Source organism: Microbacterium sp. GCS4 (assembly GCF_001262495.1).
GTDB lineage: Bacteria > Actinomycetota > Actinomycetes > Actinomycetales > Microbacteriaceae > Microbacterium.
Map to the genome: position 1 here is coordinate 384,603 of NZ_LGYE01000002.1, position 15,079 is coordinate 399,681.

General features: G+C 69.9%; 19 protein-coding genes. 10 read left to right on the forward strand and 9 right to left on the reverse strand.

All coding sequences use genetic code 11. The features are described from left to right. Positions 1 to 7: 7 nt before the first annotated feature. Entirely contained in the window at positions 8 to 274 is a 267-nt protein-coding gene (locus AKH00_RS09045) for a DUF7218 family protein (protein WP_050722393.1), read from the reverse strand. Between the two features lie 124 nt (positions 275 to 398). Between AKH00_RS09045 and AKH00_RS18150 the strand changes: the two genes are divergently transcribed. Further along, positions 399 to 563, forward strand: a complete 165-nt coding sequence (locus AKH00_RS18150; protein ID WP_200903832.1) for a hypothetical protein — start codon at positions 399 to 401, stop codon at positions 561 to 563. 52 nt (positions 564 to 615) lie between these two features. Here AKH00_RS18150 and AKH00_RS09050 read toward each other — a convergent pair whose 3' ends face one another. Continuing rightward, positions 616 to 822, reverse strand: a complete 207-nt coding sequence (locus AKH00_RS09050; RefSeq protein WP_050722394.1) for a CsbD family protein — start codon at positions 820 to 822, stop codon at positions 616 to 618. 217 nt (positions 823 to 1,039) lie between these two features. On the opposite strand from AKH00_RS09050, the gene AKH00_RS09055 reads away from it, so the two are divergent. After that, on the forward strand, positions 1,040 to 1,441 hold the full coding sequence (locus AKH00_RS09055) for a hypothetical protein (RefSeq protein ID WP_235556729.1): 402 nt from the start codon (positions 1,040 to 1,042) through the stop codon (positions 1,439 to 1,441). Positions 1,442 to 1,598: 157 nt separating this feature from the next. Here the strand turns inward: AKH00_RS09055 and AKH00_RS09060 are convergent, their stop codons facing one another. Continuing rightward, positions 1,599 to 1,946, reverse strand: a complete 348-nt coding sequence (locus tag AKH00_RS09060) for a hypothetical protein (protein ID WP_050722396.1) — start codon at positions 1,944 to 1,946, stop codon at positions 1,599 to 1,601. Between the two features lie 298 nt (positions 1,947 to 2,244). On the opposite strand from AKH00_RS09060, the gene AKH00_RS09065 reads away from it, so the two are divergent. After that, positions 2,245 to 2,730, forward strand: a complete 486-nt coding sequence (locus AKH00_RS09065; protein WP_050722397.1) for an FBP domain-containing protein — start codon at positions 2,245 to 2,247, stop codon at positions 2,728 to 2,730. Here the strand turns inward: AKH00_RS09065 and AKH00_RS09070 are convergent. The 4 genes from AKH00_RS09070 to AKH00_RS09085 are packed head-to-tail and all read right to left on the reverse strand — an operon-like array spanning position 2,727 to position 6,780. Further along, positions 2,727 to 3,599 (reverse strand): PaaX family transcriptional regulator, encoded by an 873-nt coding sequence (locus AKH00_RS09070; protein WP_152926145.1) that lies wholly within the window; start codon positions 3,597 to 3,599, stop codon positions 2,727 to 2,729. The genes AKH00_RS09065 and AKH00_RS09070 overlap by 4 nt on opposite strands. After that, entirely contained in the window at positions 3,589 to 4,881 is a 1,293-nt protein-coding gene (locus AKH00_RS09075; RefSeq protein WP_082297527.1) for a kynureninase, read from the reverse strand. Before AKH00_RS09075 ends, AKH00_RS09070 begins: the two co-directional genes overlap by 11 nt. 1 nt (position 4,882) lies before the next feature. Then, positions 4,883 to 5,929 carry an amidohydrolase family protein gene (locus AKH00_RS09080; RefSeq protein WP_050722398.1) on the reverse strand — a complete coding sequence of 349 codons (1,047 nt, stop codon included), beginning with the start codon at positions 5,927 to 5,929 and terminating at the stop codon, positions 4,883 to 4,885. Continuing rightward, positions 5,929 to 6,780, reverse strand: a complete 852-nt coding sequence (locus tag AKH00_RS09085; RefSeq protein ID WP_050722399.1) for a tryptophan 2,3-dioxygenase — start codon at positions 6,778 to 6,780, stop codon at positions 5,929 to 5,931. Before AKH00_RS09085 ends, AKH00_RS09080 begins: the two co-directional genes overlap by 1 nt. Before the next feature lie 171 nt (positions 6,781 to 6,951). Between AKH00_RS09085 and AKH00_RS09090 the strand changes: the two genes are divergently transcribed. From AKH00_RS09090 to AKH00_RS09115, 6 genes are all read left to right on the forward strand, one after another. Then, complete coding sequence (locus AKH00_RS09090; RefSeq protein ID WP_082297528.1) at positions 6,952 to 8,286, forward strand: extracellular solute-binding protein; 1,335 nt, start codon at positions 6,952 to 6,954, stop codon at positions 8,284 to 8,286. A gap of 69 nt (positions 8,287 to 8,355) precedes the next feature. Further along, positions 8,356 to 9,267 carry a carbohydrate ABC transporter permease gene (locus AKH00_RS09095; RefSeq protein ID WP_050722401.1) on the forward strand — a complete coding sequence of 304 codons (912 nt, stop codon included), beginning with the start codon at positions 8,356 to 8,358 and terminating at the stop codon, positions 9,265 to 9,267. Beyond that, positions 9,264 to 10,154 carry a carbohydrate ABC transporter permease gene (locus tag AKH00_RS09100; protein ID WP_050722402.1) on the forward strand — a complete coding sequence of 297 codons (891 nt, stop codon included), beginning with the start codon at positions 9,264 to 9,266 and terminating at the stop codon, positions 10,152 to 10,154. The genes AKH00_RS09095 and AKH00_RS09100 overlap by 4 nt, the downstream gene beginning before the upstream one ends. A 26-nt stretch (positions 10,155 to 10,180) precedes the next feature. Continuing rightward, the gene (locus AKH00_RS09105) at positions 10,181 to 10,885 is read left to right on the forward strand and encodes a GntR family transcriptional regulator (protein WP_050722403.1); all 705 of its coding nucleotides are present in this window, start codon (positions 10,181 to 10,183) and stop codon (positions 10,883 to 10,885) included. Beyond that, positions 10,882 to 11,586, forward strand: coding sequence for an N-acetylmannosamine-6-phosphate 2-epimerase (locus tag AKH00_RS09110; RefSeq protein ID WP_082297530.1), 705 nt, complete (start codon positions 10,882 to 10,884; stop codon positions 11,584 to 11,586). Before AKH00_RS09105 ends, AKH00_RS09110 begins: the two co-directional genes overlap by 4 nt. After that, a complete protein-coding gene (locus AKH00_RS09115) occupies positions 11,583 to 12,590 on the forward strand; it encodes a BadF/BadG/BcrA/BcrD ATPase family protein (RefSeq protein ID WP_082297531.1) in 1,008 nt (335 codons plus the stop codon). Before AKH00_RS09110 ends, AKH00_RS09115 begins: the two co-directional genes overlap by 4 nt. Positions 12,591 to 12,988: 398 nt before the next feature. On the opposite strand, the gene AKH00_RS09125 is transcribed toward AKH00_RS09115, so the two are convergent. Beyond that, the gene (locus tag AKH00_RS09125) at positions 12,989 to 13,243 is read right to left on the reverse strand and encodes a hypothetical protein (protein ID WP_050722406.1); all 255 of its coding nucleotides are present in this window, start codon (positions 13,241 to 13,243) and stop codon (positions 12,989 to 12,991) included. Next, positions 13,240 to 13,473 carry a hypothetical protein gene (locus tag AKH00_RS09130; RefSeq protein ID WP_152926146.1) on the reverse strand — a complete coding sequence of 78 codons (234 nt, stop codon included), beginning with the start codon at positions 13,471 to 13,473 and terminating at the stop codon, positions 13,240 to 13,242. The genes AKH00_RS09125 and AKH00_RS09130 overlap by 4 nt, the downstream gene beginning before the upstream one ends. Before the next feature lie 74 nt (positions 13,474 to 13,547). Here AKH00_RS09130 and AKH00_RS09135 point away from each other — a divergent pair, with 74 nt between their 5' ends. Then, entirely contained in the window at positions 13,548 to 15,053 is a 1,506-nt protein-coding gene (locus AKH00_RS09135) for a glutamate-cysteine ligase family protein (RefSeq protein ID WP_050722408.1), read from the forward strand. The last annotated feature ends 26 nt before the right edge of the window (positions 15,054 to 15,079 follow it).

Below are 15,079 nucleotides of genomic sequence, written 5' to 3' on the forward strand. Positions count from 1 at the left end.
GGCGGGCCTAGTGGTTCCGGAGCGCGGAGATGAGCTCGGCCTTGCGCTTGCCGCTGTAGCCGGTGAGGCCGATCTCCTTCGCGCGCGTGCGCAGCTCGGGGACCGTCCAGTCCTCGTAGTCGCCGTGCTCGCCGCCGCGACGCCCGACCGTGCTGCGACCGTCTCGCGCGGCCGCGTTCGAGATCCGCGCGGCCTTCTCCTTCGACGCGCCGTCGTCGCGGAGCTCCTCGTAGAGCTCGGGATCCTTGAGCGAGTTGTTCCTGCGTCCTGGCATATCTGCATCTCCTCTACTCACGAGCGGATGCTCCGCGTCAAGCCCCTCGAAGGGAGTCCTGTCACGGGGCTAGGTTGGGTGACCAAGAGGGGCGCCACCGCGCCCCGGAAGAAGGGAAAGACCGATGAACATCCTTCTGATCATCATCATCGTCGTCGCCATCATCCTGGCCATCACCGGTGGACTCGTCCAGTCGCTGCAGTTCCTGCTGTGGGTCGGACTCGTCCTGCTGGCGGTCGCCGTGATCGCCTGGTTGATCCGATCCATCTCGGGGAACCGCACGCGCTGACCCGAGCCGTCGGAGAGGGGGTCCGCTTCGGCGGGCCCCCTCTCTGTGCGTTCTACTCGCGGAAGCCGTCCTTGACGCCGTCGCCGACGTTCTTCGCGGCGTCCTTGACGTTGGAGCCGGCCTGCTTCGCCGAAGCCTTGACCTGATCGGCCTTGCCCTCGGCCTCGAGGCGCTCGTTGTCGGTGACCTTCCCCACGCCCTCCTTGACCTTTCCGGTCAGCTTCTCGGCGGTGTTCTTGATGTCGTCTGCTGCACTCATGCTGCGTGTCCTTTCATCGTCCGATCAACGGGAGCACCACACTCGCACGCGCGTGCGAAGCCGCCTACGGGATTGACAATCGGCGGTCTCCATGACAGCCGGATCCACCGTCGACGGCCGCGTGATCCCGGACTACCCTGGCCTCAGGCGGGCGGACCTGCCCGCTGTCACCTCCGGCTCAGGCCGACGACGGAAGCGGTGCGCGATGGACTCGATGATGATGGATGCCTGGCGGACGAACATGTCCTCGATGCCGGACGCGTCGATGATGGACATGGCCGCGATGGACATGTCGGTCCTGCAGGCCTGCATGGACGCGTGCTCGGCCTGCGAGCAGGCGTGCACGGTGTGCTCGACGCAGATGATGGACTGCTCGCCGGCGTGCATGAACTGCGCCGACATGTGCAACACGATGATGCGCGCGATGATGCGGATGCAGGGCATGACGCCCGCGTCGATGATGGCGATGCTCGACGCGTGCATCGCGATGTGCCAGACCTGCATGGACGAGTGCATGGAGCACGCCGCCCACAGCGATGTGTGCCGCATGTGCGCGCAGGCGTGTCAGGCGTGCATGGACGCGTGCATGAGCGTGCGCGCCATGCTGATGCCGGCCTGACTCTTCAGGCCCGCGCTCCCGGTCGTTGAGCGAGCGCAGCGAGACGAAACGCTTTCAGCCCCTCGTGCTCCCGGTCGTTGAGCGAGCGCAGCGAGACGAAACGCTTTCAGACCCTCGTGCTCCCGGTCGTGAGCGAGCGCAGCGAGACGAAACGCTTTCAGACCCGCGCGACGTTGAACTGCGTGCGCCCCACGGCCAGCACGCCGTAGCGCCCGTGAAGCGCCACCGGGGTGCCCGCGGGCGCCTCGAGCGCTGCGCCCGCGCAGCTCCACAGCTCATGCGCCGTTCCGTCGAGCGTGCGCACGACGAGGCGTCCGGTCGCGGCATCCGCCCGCTCGACGAGGGCGTCCGCCCAGTCCGAGGGCGTCGCCGACGCGAGCCGCGCCTGGATGAGGTGCAGCGCGTGCCCCGGCGCGTACGAGGAGCAGACGTCGCCGTGGTCGCACATGCACGCCGAACGCTCACGCACCGTCGAGGGTGAGAGGTGGTTCTGCGGCGTGGACACGGGGTCTCCTTCGGTAGCGGGTGTCCGGCAAGAGTAGGTCGACTGTCGGCGGGAGAGAACCGGGACCGACACGCGACGACACAAACGGGCGTAGACTCTCCGGGTGCTGTCATCGATGAGCGCCCCCGAGCGGGCGCGGAACGGAGCCGCAGGCGCGATCAGCGCCGCGGACAGAGGCTGACGATCGGCCGGAGGCGGAACATCCCGCCCCCGGAGCTACGTCGTACCCGGCATCCGTCGGGCCTCTTTTCTCCTGACACTGCCGCGCAGAGCGCGGCCCACTCGAAAGAACACACTCATGCGTCCCCTCGACGAGCGCGTCCTGCGCGCCTCCTTCATCAACGCCTCCCGCAAAGAGGTCTCCGACCTGAACCTCCCTCCCGGCTTCGGCGAGATCGACTTCGACAGGATCGACTACCTCGGCTGGACCGATCCGAAGATGCCGCGCCGCGCCTACGTCGTGGTGTGGATCGACGACGTCGCCACCGGAGTCATCCTGCAGCGGGCCGAGCAGCGGGTGATCGCCCGGGCGCAGTGCTCGTGGTGCGACGACGTCACGCTCCGCAATGACGTGCAGATGTTCGCGGCCCGCAAGGCGGGACCCGCCGGACGCAAGGGCGACACGATCGGCACGCTCGTCTGCGCGGAGTTCGGATGCTCCAAGAACGTGCGCGTCCTCCCGCCGCTCGCCTACGAGGGCTACGACCGGGAACTCGCCAGGGACCTGCGCATCCTCGCCCTGCAGGAGCACGTGCAGGCGTTCGTCGGAGCGGTCGCCGGCTAGGCGCTCTCCCGGCTGACCGTCGCGCGCACGTGCGCGGATGCGGCGTCGGCGAGTTCCGCGGAGAGCCGCGCGAACTCGTCGACGCTGCGCCGGCCGGGCCAGTCCTCCGGGAGCATCGCCGGGGGGAGGCCGGGGTCGACGTACGGCAGCATCCGCCACGCGTCGAGCAGGTGCACGTAGGCGGCGAACGGCTCGACCGGCAGTGACGCGAGCGAGGCCTGGAAGGCGAGGTGCTCGGCGCGCAGCGCCGCGAGATCCCACCATTCGGCGGCGGCCTCGCGGGGCGAGCGGGCCACGACCGGATGCGCGCCGCGGAACAGCGTCACCCAGGCTCGCGCCCCCAGGTCGTCGACGATCTCCTCGACCTCGCCCTGCAGGTGCCCGGGGCAGATCCACAGCGCGGCCGACACCGTGCCGGCTCCGATCCATTGCAGGCGTCGACGCAGCTGATGCCGCACACTGCGTGCGCTCTCCGGGATCGAGAACGACACCAGGCACCAGCCGTCGGCGTCCGTCATCTCCCGCACCGCGAAGATGCGCCGGTCGCCGCGTTCGAGCATCGGCACGGCCGCCGGGTTCAGGCGGTACCCCGAGACGTCGCGGCGCTCGGCGAGCAGCAGGCCCTTCTGCTTCAGCCGAGCGATGCCCGTGCGGGCGGGAGCCGCGGGGATGCCGAGGTCGTCCGCGAGCGCCACGAGGTGCGCGGTCGAGATCCAGCCGCCGAGCGGGCGCAGGTACAGACCGATCAGGGTGCGCAGCAGCGAGGCCGTGCTGCCGGGGCGCGCATCGATGTCGTCGAGCACCGCGCCGTCGGCGAGCACCGCGCCGTCGGCGTCGGCGCCCGTCGGGCCTTCGGGGTCAGCGCTCATGCGACTCCAGGGCGTCGCGCACCGCGATCACGCCCGTCACGGTCTCGACGAACGAGGTGCTGAGCGGCGAGAGACCGAGGCGGATGCCGTCGGGGAACCGGAAGTCTGGGACGATGCCGTCCGCCCAGAGCCGCTGCGTGACGGCGCGGAAGTCGGGGTGTCCGATCGTCACATGGCCGCCGCGCAGCGCCGCGTCCCGCGGGCTCAGCAGGCGCACGCCGAGCGGGGCGAGCAGCTCGTCGTGCGCGCGGACGGCGAGGTCGGTGAGCGACTCGGACTTCGCCCGGACGGCGTCGATCGTGGCCTGCTCGATGAGGTCGAGCATCCCCTGCATCGCGAGCATCGAGGTCACCGGGGGAGTCCCGCTCAGCAGCTGACGGATGTCGCCGGCCGGTACGTACTCGGGGCCCATCGCGAAGATGTCGGCCGCGCTCCACCAGCCCTGGATCGGCTGCCGCAGCACGCCCTGCAGCGACCGTCGCAGATAGGCGAATGCGGGAGAGCCCGGCCCGCCGTTGAGGTACTTGTACGTGCATCCGACGGCGAGGTCGACGCCCCACTCGTCGAGCTGCATCGGCACGACACCGGCGGAGTGGCAGAGGTCCCACATCATGAGCGCGCCCGCGTCGTGCGCGGCCGCGGTGATGGCCGGCATGTCGGCGAGCGCGCCCGACCGGTAGTCGACATGACTCAGCGACACGAGCGCGGTGCGCTCCGAGACCACGGCCCCGACGTCGGCGACCTGCACGCCGAGCACGGGGTCGGGCTCGATCCAGCGGATGGTCGCGCCGGTCTCGGCGGCGACGCCCTCCGCGAGGAAGCGGTCGGTGGGGAAGTTGCCCGTCTCGATCACGAGCTCGGCGCGGGACGGGTCGTGCGCGAGCGCGGCGCGCATGAGCTTGTAGATCAGCACGCTGGTCGAATCGGCGACCACGGTCTGGCCCGCCGCGGCGCCGAGCGTCAGCGCGCCGATCCGGTCGCCGAGCGCCATCGGCAGCGCCATCCACTGCTCGTCCCACGACCGGATGAGCCGCGTGCCCCAGTCGTCGCGCGCGAACGCCGCGAGCCGCTCCGGGATGTCGCGCAGGGGCCTGCCGAGCGAGTTGCCGTCGAGATACGCCGTGACGCCGGGTGCGGGAGCGAACGCGTCGAGGTGCGCGCCGAGCGGATCGGACGCGTCGAGGGCGGTCGCGAGCTCGAGCAGCGAGTCGGCGGCGGTGCTCGAGCCGGCGGCGGTGCTCGAGTCGAGGGCGGGGCGGGGATCGCGGGTGTCGTGCGTCATGTCAGGCCTCCAGATCGGCCGCGGTCAGGCGGCGTGCGTGGGTCGGGTCGGCGTCGCGGTGCGGCAGGAGCAGCAGGACGGATGCCGGATCGCGGGGGTCCCGGGGCGCGAGCGCGCCCCGCAGGGCAGGACCGTCCAGCCCCGCGTCGCGGAGTGCGGCGAGCTCGAGCGGGTTCAGGTCGACGGGTGTCGGCCCGTTGCCCATGTCGGTGCCGTAGAGCACCCGTCCGCAGGCGGCGTGGAAGCGGCGCACGTTGTCGAGGGCCACGTGCAGGTCCGCTCCGCCGTGGATCGCGAGGGTCGAGATCCACGTGACGGATGCCGCCTGCTCGGCGATCTCCTCGTCGTCGAGTCGTTCCGTGAACGGCGCGTGCGCGAGCGTCGCGGCTCCGAGCCGGGCGACGCGCTGCGCCTCGCCGCGGCCCTCGGCGTGGGCGACGACGGGGAGGCCGTGCGCGCTCGCCGCCTCGACGATCGCGCGGAACACGATGTCGTCGAACACCGGTCCCGCGGTGCGGTTGCTCGCGATCTTGATGCACGACGCCCCGGCATCCGCCATCTCGGCCACGGCATCGGCTGCGGAGGAGGTGCTCGACGCCTCGTTCACGATCTCCCGGACGGACCCGGCAGGAGCCCAGTCGCGGTCGGAGGGGTAGCCGCCGACCGGTGTGAGGAAGGCCCCGGCGTACTCGATCCGGGTGGCGCGTTTCGTCTCGTCGCTACGCTCCTCGCGGGGCGACCGGAGTTCGCCGTCCCGGTCGTTGAGCGAGCGGAGCGAGACGAAACGCGCTGCATCTGCGTACGACGCGACGACCCCGGGGTCGCCGCCGAGGTCGACGACCCGCCCGAGCCGCGACTGCGCGAGCAGCTCGTGCTCGACGAGCTGCAGATGCACGTGGTGATCGGTGAACCCGCCGACGATGACGCCGTCGAGGCGCGGGATTCGGGATGCCGAGGGCTCGTCGCGCAGCAGCATCCGACCGTCGTCGTCGATCAGGACGACGCCCTCGCGCCATCCCTCTCCGTCGAAGAACGTCGCTGTGCGCATCAGCCGCCGATCTCCGTGCGCACCGTGTAGAGCTCGGGGAAGAACGTGAGGTCGAGCGCGCGCTGCAGGAAGCCGACCCCGCTCGACCCGCCCGTGCCGACCTTCATGCCGATCGTTCGGGCCACGGTCTTGAGGTGGCGGAAGCGCCAGAACTGGAAGTTGTCCTCGAGGTCGACCAGGTCCTCGCAGGCCTCATAGAGGTCCCAGTGAGTGGCCGGATCCTGGTAGATCGCGCGGATGGCCGGCACGAGCGCGGGCGTCTCGCGATAGGGCAGCCGCACGTCGCGGTCGAGGATCTCGGCGGGCACCGGCAGGCCGCGGCGGGCCGCGAAGCGCAGGAACTCGTCGTACAGGGTCGGCTTCTCCCACTCGGCCTCGAGCAGCGCGCGGTTCGCGGGGTGGTCGGAGAAGACGCCGAGCATCTTCTCGTTCTTGTTGCCGAGGGCGAACTCCACCGCGCGGTACTGCACGGACTGGAAGCCGGAGGAGTTGCCGAGCGCGCCGCGGAACTGTGCGTACTCGGTCGGGGTCAGGGTCGCGAGCACCGACCACTGCTGGGTGATGACGTCCTGGATGCGCTTGATGCGCGCGATGCGCTTGAGAGCCTCGCGCAGGTCGTCTCGGGCGAGCAGCTCGCGTGCCGACGACAGCTCGTGAAGCAGCTGCTTGAGCCACAGCTCGGTGGTCTGGTGCTGGATGATGAACAGCAGCTCGTCGTGGTGCTCGGGCACGCTGACCGGATGCTGCGCCGTGAGCAGCTGGTCGAGCGACAGGTACGACCCGTAGGTCATCCGGCCGGTCAGGTCGGTGACGATGCCCTCTTCGAGCGCGCGCTCGTTCTCGGTGCTCATGCAGTGAACATATCACTTCCGTGGCGGGCGTCACAGTGGTGAAATGCTGGTTTACGCGTCAATCTGACAACTGGACCGTACCAATTGTTTCGAATAGGTTACGTTTTCCGGATCTGCGCTGCACCGCTGGCATAGTCGACGCAACACTGGACCGTACCACTTGGAGGAAAGATGCGAAGGACGAGAACACTCACCCTGGGTGCCCTGGTCGTGTCGGCGGCGCTGCTGGCAGGATGCTCGACCGGCACGAGCGGCTCCGGCGGCTCCGACGGATCGGGCGAGGGCACCGTGAAGCTCGTCGCCTGGCCCGGCCCGGAGGGCGACGCGATGGCCGAGGTCGTCGACGCCTACAACGCCGGTCAGGGCAAGGATGACGGCGTGAACGTCGAGCTGACCCTGCTGTCGCGCCAGGACACCTTCTCGAAGGAGACGGCGCTCATGGCGTCGAAGTCCTCCGACGTCGACATCTACTTCACGGCCTCGTACAACATCGGACAGTTCGCGCCCTCGCTCGACCCGCTCACCGACATCGACACCTCCGCGTACTTCCCGGTCGCGGCCGAGGGGCTCACCTACGAGGGCGAGCTGTACGCGCTGCCCCTCGACGTGAGCAACCACTTCCTGCTCTACCGCAAGGACCTCATCGACGCCCTGCTCGCAGATCCCGCCGCGCAGGCCGAGTACGAGAAGATCAGCGAGACCGTGCTCGGCGAGAAGCGCGCTCCGAAGGACCCGGCCGACTGGGACCTCGACGACTTCAAGGTCGCCGCAGCGTACTTCTCGCAGAGCACGAACCCGGCGTCGCCCACGGAGTACGGCACGATCCTCCAGGCCAAGAACCTGCTCTACAACACCATGATCTGGAACGACGTGCTGTGGGGCTACGGCGGCAGCTGGGAGGAGGACGGCAAGGCCGCCCTCACGAGCGACGCCGCCAAGAAGGCCGTGCAGCTGTACGCCGACATCTACGAGAACGGCTGGACCTCGCCCGACAGTGCGCAGGCCGAGTTCCCCGAGACCCAGGCCGCTCTGCAGTCCGGTGACACGGCATTCGCGATCCAGTGGTCGGCGGCCTTCGCGCAGCTCAACGACCCGGAGCAGTCGCCCGACGTCGCCGGCAAGATCGCCATCGCCCCGGTCCCCGGCGGTCAGACGCACGTGCACGCGCTCGCGGTCTCGCTCAACAAGTACAGCCAGAACAAGGATGCGGCCAAGAAGTTCCTGTCGTTCCTCGCTACGACCGACGCGATGACGCAGTACGCCGAGGCCGGCGGCATCCCCGCGATGCCCGAGGTACTCGAGGCGCAGGCATCCCTCAACCCCGCCTTCGCGCAGGTCTCGGACAGCATCTCCGAGTACGGGTTCTCCGAGCCGGTCTTCCCGCAGACGTTCCAGGCGTACAGCAAGCTCGCCGAGGACCTCAGTGGCGCCTGGGTCGGCCAGACCGACGTCGACGAGGCGCTCGAGACCGCGAACGCCAACCTGCAGGAACTGCTCGACCGATGAAGACTCCGGGGCGGGCGCCGGCCGCCCGCCCCGGACACCACGCCACCCGAGGAAGGTCGAATTGACGTCATGAGCCATACCGCCGAACGTGCGAGGTCGATCGCCGTGGAGCGCCGCCGGCGCACCGTCGCCGCGACCGTCCTCAGCCTGCCGCTGATCCTCTTCGCGGCGGTCTTCGTCCTCTACCCGCTGGCCACCGGAGCGCTCACCGCGTTCCAGAGCAGCACCCTGCTCGACCAGTCGAACGAGCTGAACGGCATCGACAACTTCGTCTCGCTGTTCCGCAGCGACGGCTTCGCCAAGGCGGCCGGCTTCACGGTCGGGTTCTCGGCGATCGTCGTGGCGATCGAGATGGTGCTCGGCTTCGCGCTCGCGCTGCTGATGAACCGCGCGTTCCCCGGCAAGAAGCTGTTCTTCACCCTGCTCCTCCTGCCGATCATGATCGCGCCGGCGCTGCTCGGCGTCATGTTCCGGCTGCTCCTGAACGGCGACATCGGGGCCCTCCCGACGCTGCTCGAGAGCATCGGTCTCAGCGTCTCGCTCTTCTCGCCCGACTCGGTCGTGCCGCTGCTCGTCGTGCTCGACGTGCTGCAGTGGACGCCGTTCACGTTCCTCATCATCTACGCGGGGCTGCAGTCGCTGCCGAAGGAGCTGCTGGAGGCCTCCGCCATGGACGGCGCCGGGTACTTCCGCTCGCTGTTCTCGGTCGTCGTGCCGGTCCTGAAGCCGGTGCTCTTCGCCGCGTTCTTCCTCCGCGCGATCGACGCGATCCGCACCTTCGACGTGATCTACGTGCTCACCGCGGGCGGTCCCGGGACCACCACCACGACGCTCAGCATCTACATCTACAAGACGGCCTTCGAGGCGGGCGACTTCGGCAAGGCCGCCGCGGCAGCCCTCGTCGTTCTCGTCTGCCTGCTCCCGTTCGTGCCGTTCATCGTGCGACGCATCACCTCGACCGGAATGGAGGGGAAGCGATGACCACCGAGACGCTCGTCCGCCCCGCGAAGGGCCGCGCACGCTCCGCGGCATCCGACCCCCGCCCCACGACGTCCGGCCGCCGCTGGCTGTTCACGCTGCTCGCCGCCGTCGTGGCCCTGATCGTGAACGTGCCGCTGCTGAACGCGGCGCTGGTGAGCTTCAAACCCGACGGCGAGATCGCGAAGAACCCGCTCGCGCTGCCCGCCTCGCCCACGCTCGACCACTACGCGAACGTCCTCTACGCGTCGGGATACGACTTCCCGCGCTTCTTCCTGAACTCCGCCATGATCGCGGTCGGCACGGTCCTGGTCGTGCTGGTGATCGCGATCCCCGCCACGTACGCGATCGTGCGGCTCGGCTTCGGCGGCCGGTGGATCATCAGCAGTGCCTCGGGTCTGCGACTGCTGCCCGCGATCTTCTTCGTCGTGCCGTTCTTCCTGCTGTTCTCCTCGCTGGGGCTCCAGGACACCATCCAGGGACTCATCGCCGCGAACGCCTTCCTCAACCTGCCGCTCGCGATCATCCTGCTGTCGTCCGCGATCGGCGACATCCCCCAGGAGATCGAGGAGGCGGCGGCCGTCGACGGCGCGAGCATCTACCGCACCCTCGGATCGATCGTCATGCCGCTCCTCGCCCCGACCGTCGTCGCGGTCGCGGTGCTCGTGTTCATCTTCAGCTGGAACGACTACCTGTTCGCGCTGGTGCTGTCGACCTCGAACGCCACACCGGTCACGCTGGGTGCGGCGAACTTCATCACCAGCACCGGCATCCGCTGGGGCGACATCTCGGCGGCCTCCGTGCTGTCGACCCTGCCGCCGCTGCTCTTCGCGGTCTTCGCCCAGCGATACCTTGTGAGTGGGCTGTCCTCGGGTGCGGTCAAGGGATGAAACGGGCAGTTCAGGAGGGACGGACCATGCCGCACAAGTACGAAGAGGTCGCAGCCAGCATCCGGGAGTCGATCGCGCAGTCGATGTCGCCGCATGATGCGCTCGCCTCCGAGCGCGAGCTCATGGCGATCCACGGCGTGAGCCGGATGACGGTGCGCAAGGCGATCGCGACCCTCGTCGACGAAGGGCGCGTGTACAACGTGCACGGTTCGGGCACGTACGTCGGCTCCGCCGACATCTTCTCGAAGACCCCGAAGCTCACCTCCTTCACCGAGGACATGATCAGTCGGGGCTCCGTGCCGTCGTCGCGGGTGCTCGAGCTCGCCAGGGTGGATGCTCCGGATGCCGTCGCGGCCGCGCTGGGCCTCCCGGCGAAAGCGGCGACCACGCACATCCGCCGTCTGCGTCTCGCCGACGACGTGCCCATCGCGATCGAGGACGTGTACGTGCCGCTGGCCGTGCTCGCGATCGAGTCGTTGAACCTCGGCGCCTCGCTGTACGAGCAGCTCCGGGGAGCCGGGCACGACGTCTACCGCGCCGAGCAGGAGATCAAGGCCATCACGCTCACCGAGCAGGAGGGCGAGCTGCTCGAGGTGGCGCCCGGCGACGCGGCGCTCGCGGTCACGCGCGTCAGCTCCTCGCGGCGCGGTCAGCTGGTCGAGTTCGCCCGCACGATATACCGCGGCGACCGCTACACCTTCCAGCTCGCGGTCACGAGGGACGACAAGTGACCTCCGCGCACGTGGACGTCTCACTGCCGGCGCGCTTCCGCGCCTTGCGCGGCGGGCTCGTCGTGTCGTGCCAGGCGTACCCGGGGGAGCCGTTGCGACACCCGGAGTCGATGGCGCGCATCGCGCAGTCCGCCGTGACCGGCGGCGCGGTCGGCATCCGCTCCCAGGGTCTCGACGACATCCGCGCGATCGCCCAGGTCGTGGACGTGCCGCAGATCGGGCTGTGGAAGGTCGGGAACGAGGGCGTCTTCATCACGCCCACGCTCGACCATGCGCTCGCGGTCGCCGAGGCCGGGGCCGACGTCGTCGCGATCGACGGCACGCGCCGTCCGCGACCCGACGGGCTGACGCTCGCCGAGACGATCGCTCGCCTCAAGGCCGCGACGGGACTTCTGGTGATGGCCGACACCGGCAGCGTCGACGACGCGCTCGCCGCCGAGGACGCCGGCGCCGACATCGTCGGGACGACCCTCTCGGGGTACACAGGGGAGCGCCCGGTCTCCGACGGGCCGGATCTCGAGCTGGTCGAGATCCTCGCGTCGCGACTCACGGTTCCCGTCTTCGCCGAGGGACGCATCCGCACTCCGACCGAGGCGAGGGCGGCGCTGGACGCCGGGGCGTACTCGGTCGTCGTCGGTACCGCGATCACGCATCCCTCCTCGATCACCTCGTGGTTCGTCGACGCGATCACCGAGGCATGATGCGGACGGCGGGGGAGGCGGGCGCGGTCGGTCTGGCGATCGACATCGGGCAGACGCAGGCCCGCATCCGCGTTCTGGCGGCGGGCGACGCGCGAGGGGATGCCCGCGAGGTGGCCGGGGAGGTGGCCGGGGAGGCCGCGCGCGGAGCCGCCCGCGAGATCGAGACGCGCGGCTTCGTGTACGGCGCCGACCTGCTCAGCGCGATCCCCGCGCTCGTCCGGGAGTCGACGCAACGCCTCGAGGTGTCGCACGTCGCTGCGGTCGCGGTGGGGAGCACCGGGGTGCACGGACGAGTGCCGCCGATCGACGGCATCGCACGGGAGCTGCACCGTGACCACGGCGTGCGGCGGACCGTCGTCGCGGACGATGCGGTGACCGCGTACCTCGGCGCGCGGGGTGAGGTGGATGGCGTCGTGGTCGCGGCGGGGACGGGCATGGTCGGTCTCGGTCTGGGACCGGCAGGCGCCGCCCGGGTCGACGGGGTCGGCGGGATGATCGGCGACGAGGGCGCCGGCTGGTGGATCGGGCGACGTGGGCTCATCGCGGCGATCAGCGCCTCCGACGGTCGCCCGCAGGCATCGCCCGCGCTGCTCGAACGGCTGGAGTCCCGGTTCGGCCCGGTCGCGGGGTTTCCCGGAGTGGTCGCCGCCGATGAGAGTCCCGTGGCGCTCGTCGCCTCGTTCGCGAAGGACGTCGCCGAGGTCGCGCGCGCGGGGGATCCCGTCGCGACGAGCATCTGGCGGGAGGCCGGGGCGCATATCGCCGGTGTCGTGGTCGCCGGAGCCGTCCGCTCCGGACTCGATGGGGCCGTGCCGTGGGTGCTCCTCGGACGCCTCGGTGCCGCCGACGACCTGCTGCGGCCGGGGTGGGATCCGGTACTGGCTTCGGCGCTGCCGGGCGCGACACGGGTCGCACCGGAGGGGATGCCGCTCGACGGCGTCGCGCGGCTGCTCGACATCGATACGGCGCGGTTCGGCGCGATGGTCCGCGCGGTGGAGCCGTAGGTCGCGAACCGCGTTTCGTCTCGCTCCGCTCGCTCAACGACCGGGCCTCGCGTTTCGTCTCGCTCCGCTCGCTCAACGACCGGGCCTCGCGGGTCGTTGAGCGAGGAGCGCAGCGACGAGACGAAACGCGGTGACGTCCGCACGAACTCGCTTCGGCAGCGACCGGTCATACTAAGCGATCCAGGTCGCGCTGATGCTTCCTGACGTATGCGCGCTCTCGTCGTCGACGACTCCTGTCGCGCACGCGGCGGTAAAGGAAACGCATCAGTGACTCGCCTCCGGCGGAGAGTCCGTGCAGAAGTGCGATCCCACCGAGGAAGAGCCCGAAGCCGAAGGGGAGCAGCAGGAGCCCGACGAAGAACCCCTCGCCCATGTCCATGCGGTCAGCGTGGCGCGGCTCATCGCGTGTCGCCCTTCGGCGTGTGTTCGATGACCCGGAGAGCCGAGACGGCGCTCTCGCGAAAGACGGAGAGCGGATCACTCGCCGCGGAAGGCTCTCCTCCGGGACGCTCGCGATCCGTTCTACTCGTCTCGACGACCGCCAGGATCACAGCCACCACGATCCAGACCACGATCGCCGCGGCCATGAGAAGCAGGATGAGCATGAGCAGCCAGAACGCGATGTACAGCGGAAGGGAGAAAAGCGCGATCACCGGGGTGCCCCCGCCTCGTCGAGCGCCCGTCGATCGCGCTCGTATCTGCGCTGGTAGGCGAGTTCCCGACGCCCCGGGCCCTCGCGGTGCTCGACGATCGCGTCGATCACGATGCGGATCACGACGTGGACGCCGATCGGGACGATCAGGATGATCAGCAGGCCCGCCAGGACGATGCCCGCCCCGAACGGAAGCCCGAAGAGGGCGGCCAGGAGGGAGCCGTTGTCCACGCGCTCAGCGTAGTCCGTGTCAAGGGGGCGCCGATTCTCGACGAGCACCCGCCCGGGTGGATACCGTCGAACTCATGGGTGACAGCATCGAGGCGCGGACGTTCACGCGCCAGGACCGTACGCAGTTCCGCGCGAAGACCGAGCGGTGCCTCGACGCCCTGGCGTCCATGCTGGCGGACGGGCGGTTCGCTCCCGTGGACGCTCCGGAGTCGCAGCTCGGCATGGAGATCGAGCTGAATCTGGTCGATGAGCAGGGCGCGCCGGCCCGCAGCAACGAGGCCGTGCTCGACGCGATCGCATCGCCGGCGTTCCAGACCGAGCTCGCCCGCTTCAACGTCGAGGTCAACGTGGCGCCGCGGCCGATCGGCGACGATCATCTCCGGGAGCTCGAGGACGTGCTGCGCGGCGCGCTCGACGTCGCCGACCAGCGGGCGCGGTCGACCGGCAGCGGCCTGGCGATGATCGGGATGCTCCCGACGCTCGACGAGACGCACTTCACCGAGCGCTGGTTCTCGGCCGACCCTCGCTACAGCCTTCTCGGGCAGCAGATCCTCGCGGCCCGCGGAGAGGACATCGAGCTGCAGATCGACGGGGTCCCCCTGAGCGACGATCGCCCCGGCGACCGACTCGCGATGGTCTGCGACACGATCCTGCCCGAGGCGGCCTGCACCTCGGTGCAGCTGCACCTCCAGGTCGCCCCCGAGTCCTTCGCCTCGTACTGGAACGCGGCCCAGGCGATCGCGGGCCCGCAGGTGGCGCTCGCCGCGAACTCCCCGTTCTTCGCGGGCAAGGCGCTGTGGCACGAGACCCGGATCCCGATGTTCGAGCAGGCCACCGATATCCGTCCGCAAGAGCTCAAGAACCAGGGCGTCCGACCGCGTGTGTGGTTCGGCGAGCGCTGGGTCACGTCGATCTTCGACCTCTTCGAGGAGAACTCGCGGTACTTCTCCGCCCTGCTGCCGGTGTGCTCGGACGAGGACCCCTTCGAGGCGCTCGACGAGGGGCGTGCGCCCGAGCTCTCCGAGCTGCGGATGCACAACGGCACGGTGTACCGCTGGAACCGTCCGATCTACGACGCCGGCGACGGGACCGCCCACCTGCGCCTCGAGAACCGGGTGCTGCCGGGCGGGCCGAGCGTCGTCGACGTGATGGCGGATGCTGCGTTCTACTACGGACTCGTGCGCAGCATGGCCGAGGCCGACCGTCCGATCTGGACGCAGATGACCTTCGACGCCGCCGCCGAGAATCTGCAGGCGGCGGCGCGAGGTGGCATCGACTCGCGGCTGTACTGGCCGGAGGTCGGCTGGATCGGCGCGCGAGAGCTCGTGCTGCGACGGCTGCTCCCGGCGGCGGCCGAGGGGCTGGACGCGTTCGGCGTCGCACCCGAGGTTCGCGATCGCTATCTCGGCATCATCGAGCAGCGGTGCGTCACCGGTCGCAACGGCGCCGTCTGGCAGCGGGAGAACGTGGCGGCTCGCGAGCGCTCCGGCGCGTCACGGTCCGACGCGCTGCACGGCATGCTCGGGGACTACCTCGAACGGATGCAGGCCGGCGAGCCCGTGCACACCTGGACGCACTGACCTCGGCGGGATACCGCGTTTCGTCT

What these genes read in the sequence shown, in the direction of transcription:
- AKH00_RS09045 (WP_050722393.1), bottom strand. Translation starts at nt 274, where the DNA reads ATGCCAGGACGCAGGAACAACTCGCTCAAGGATCCCGAGCTCTACGAG.
- AKH00_RS18150 (WP_200903832.1), top strand. Translation starts at nt 399, where the DNA reads ATGAACATCCTTCTGATCATCATCATCGTCGTCGCCATCATCCTGGCC.
- AKH00_RS09050 (WP_050722394.1), bottom strand. Translation starts at nt 822, where the DNA reads ATGAGTGCAGCAGACGACATCAAGAACACCGCCGAGAAGCTGACCGGA.
- AKH00_RS09055 (WP_235556729.1), top strand. Translation starts at nt 1,040, where the DNA reads ATGATGGATGCCTGGCGGACGAACATGTCCTCGATGCCGGACGCGTCG.
- AKH00_RS09065 (WP_050722397.1), top strand. Translation starts at nt 2,245, where the DNA reads ATGCGTCCCCTCGACGAGCGCGTCCTGCGCGCCTCCTTCATCAACGCC.
- AKH00_RS09070 (WP_152926145.1), bottom strand. Translation starts at nt 3,599, where the DNA reads ATGAGCGCTGACCCCGAAGGCCCGACGGGCGCCGACGCCGACGGCGCG.
- AKH00_RS09075 (WP_082297527.1), bottom strand. Translation starts at nt 4,881, where the DNA reads ATGACGCACGACACCCGCGATCCCCGCCCCGCCCTCGACTCGAGCACC.
- AKH00_RS09080 (WP_050722398.1), bottom strand. Translation starts at nt 5,929, where the DNA reads ATGCGCACAGCGACGTTCTTCGACGGAGAGGGATGGCGCGAGGGCGTC.
- AKH00_RS09085 (WP_050722399.1), bottom strand. Translation starts at nt 6,780, where the DNA reads ATGAGCACCGAGAACGAGCGCGCGCTCGAAGAGGGCATCGTCACCGAC.
- AKH00_RS09090 (WP_082297528.1), top strand. Translation starts at nt 6,952, where the DNA reads ATGCGAAGGACGAGAACACTCACCCTGGGTGCCCTGGTCGTGTCGGCG.
- AKH00_RS09095 (WP_050722401.1), top strand. Translation starts at nt 8,356, where the DNA reads ATGAGCCATACCGCCGAACGTGCGAGGTCGATCGCCGTGGAGCGCCGC.
- AKH00_RS09100 (WP_050722402.1), top strand. Translation starts at nt 9,264, where the DNA reads ATGACCACCGAGACGCTCGTCCGCCCCGCGAAGGGCCGCGCACGCTCC.
- AKH00_RS09105 (WP_050722403.1), top strand. Translation starts at nt 10,181, where the DNA reads ATGCCGCACAAGTACGAAGAGGTCGCAGCCAGCATCCGGGAGTCGATC.
- AKH00_RS09115 (WP_082297531.1), top strand. Translation starts at nt 11,583, where the DNA reads ATGATGCGGACGGCGGGGGAGGCGGGCGCGGTCGGTCTGGCGATCGAC.
- AKH00_RS09135 (WP_050722408.1), top strand. Translation starts at nt 13,548, where the DNA reads ATGGGTGACAGCATCGAGGCGCGGACGTTCACGCGCCAGGACCGTACG.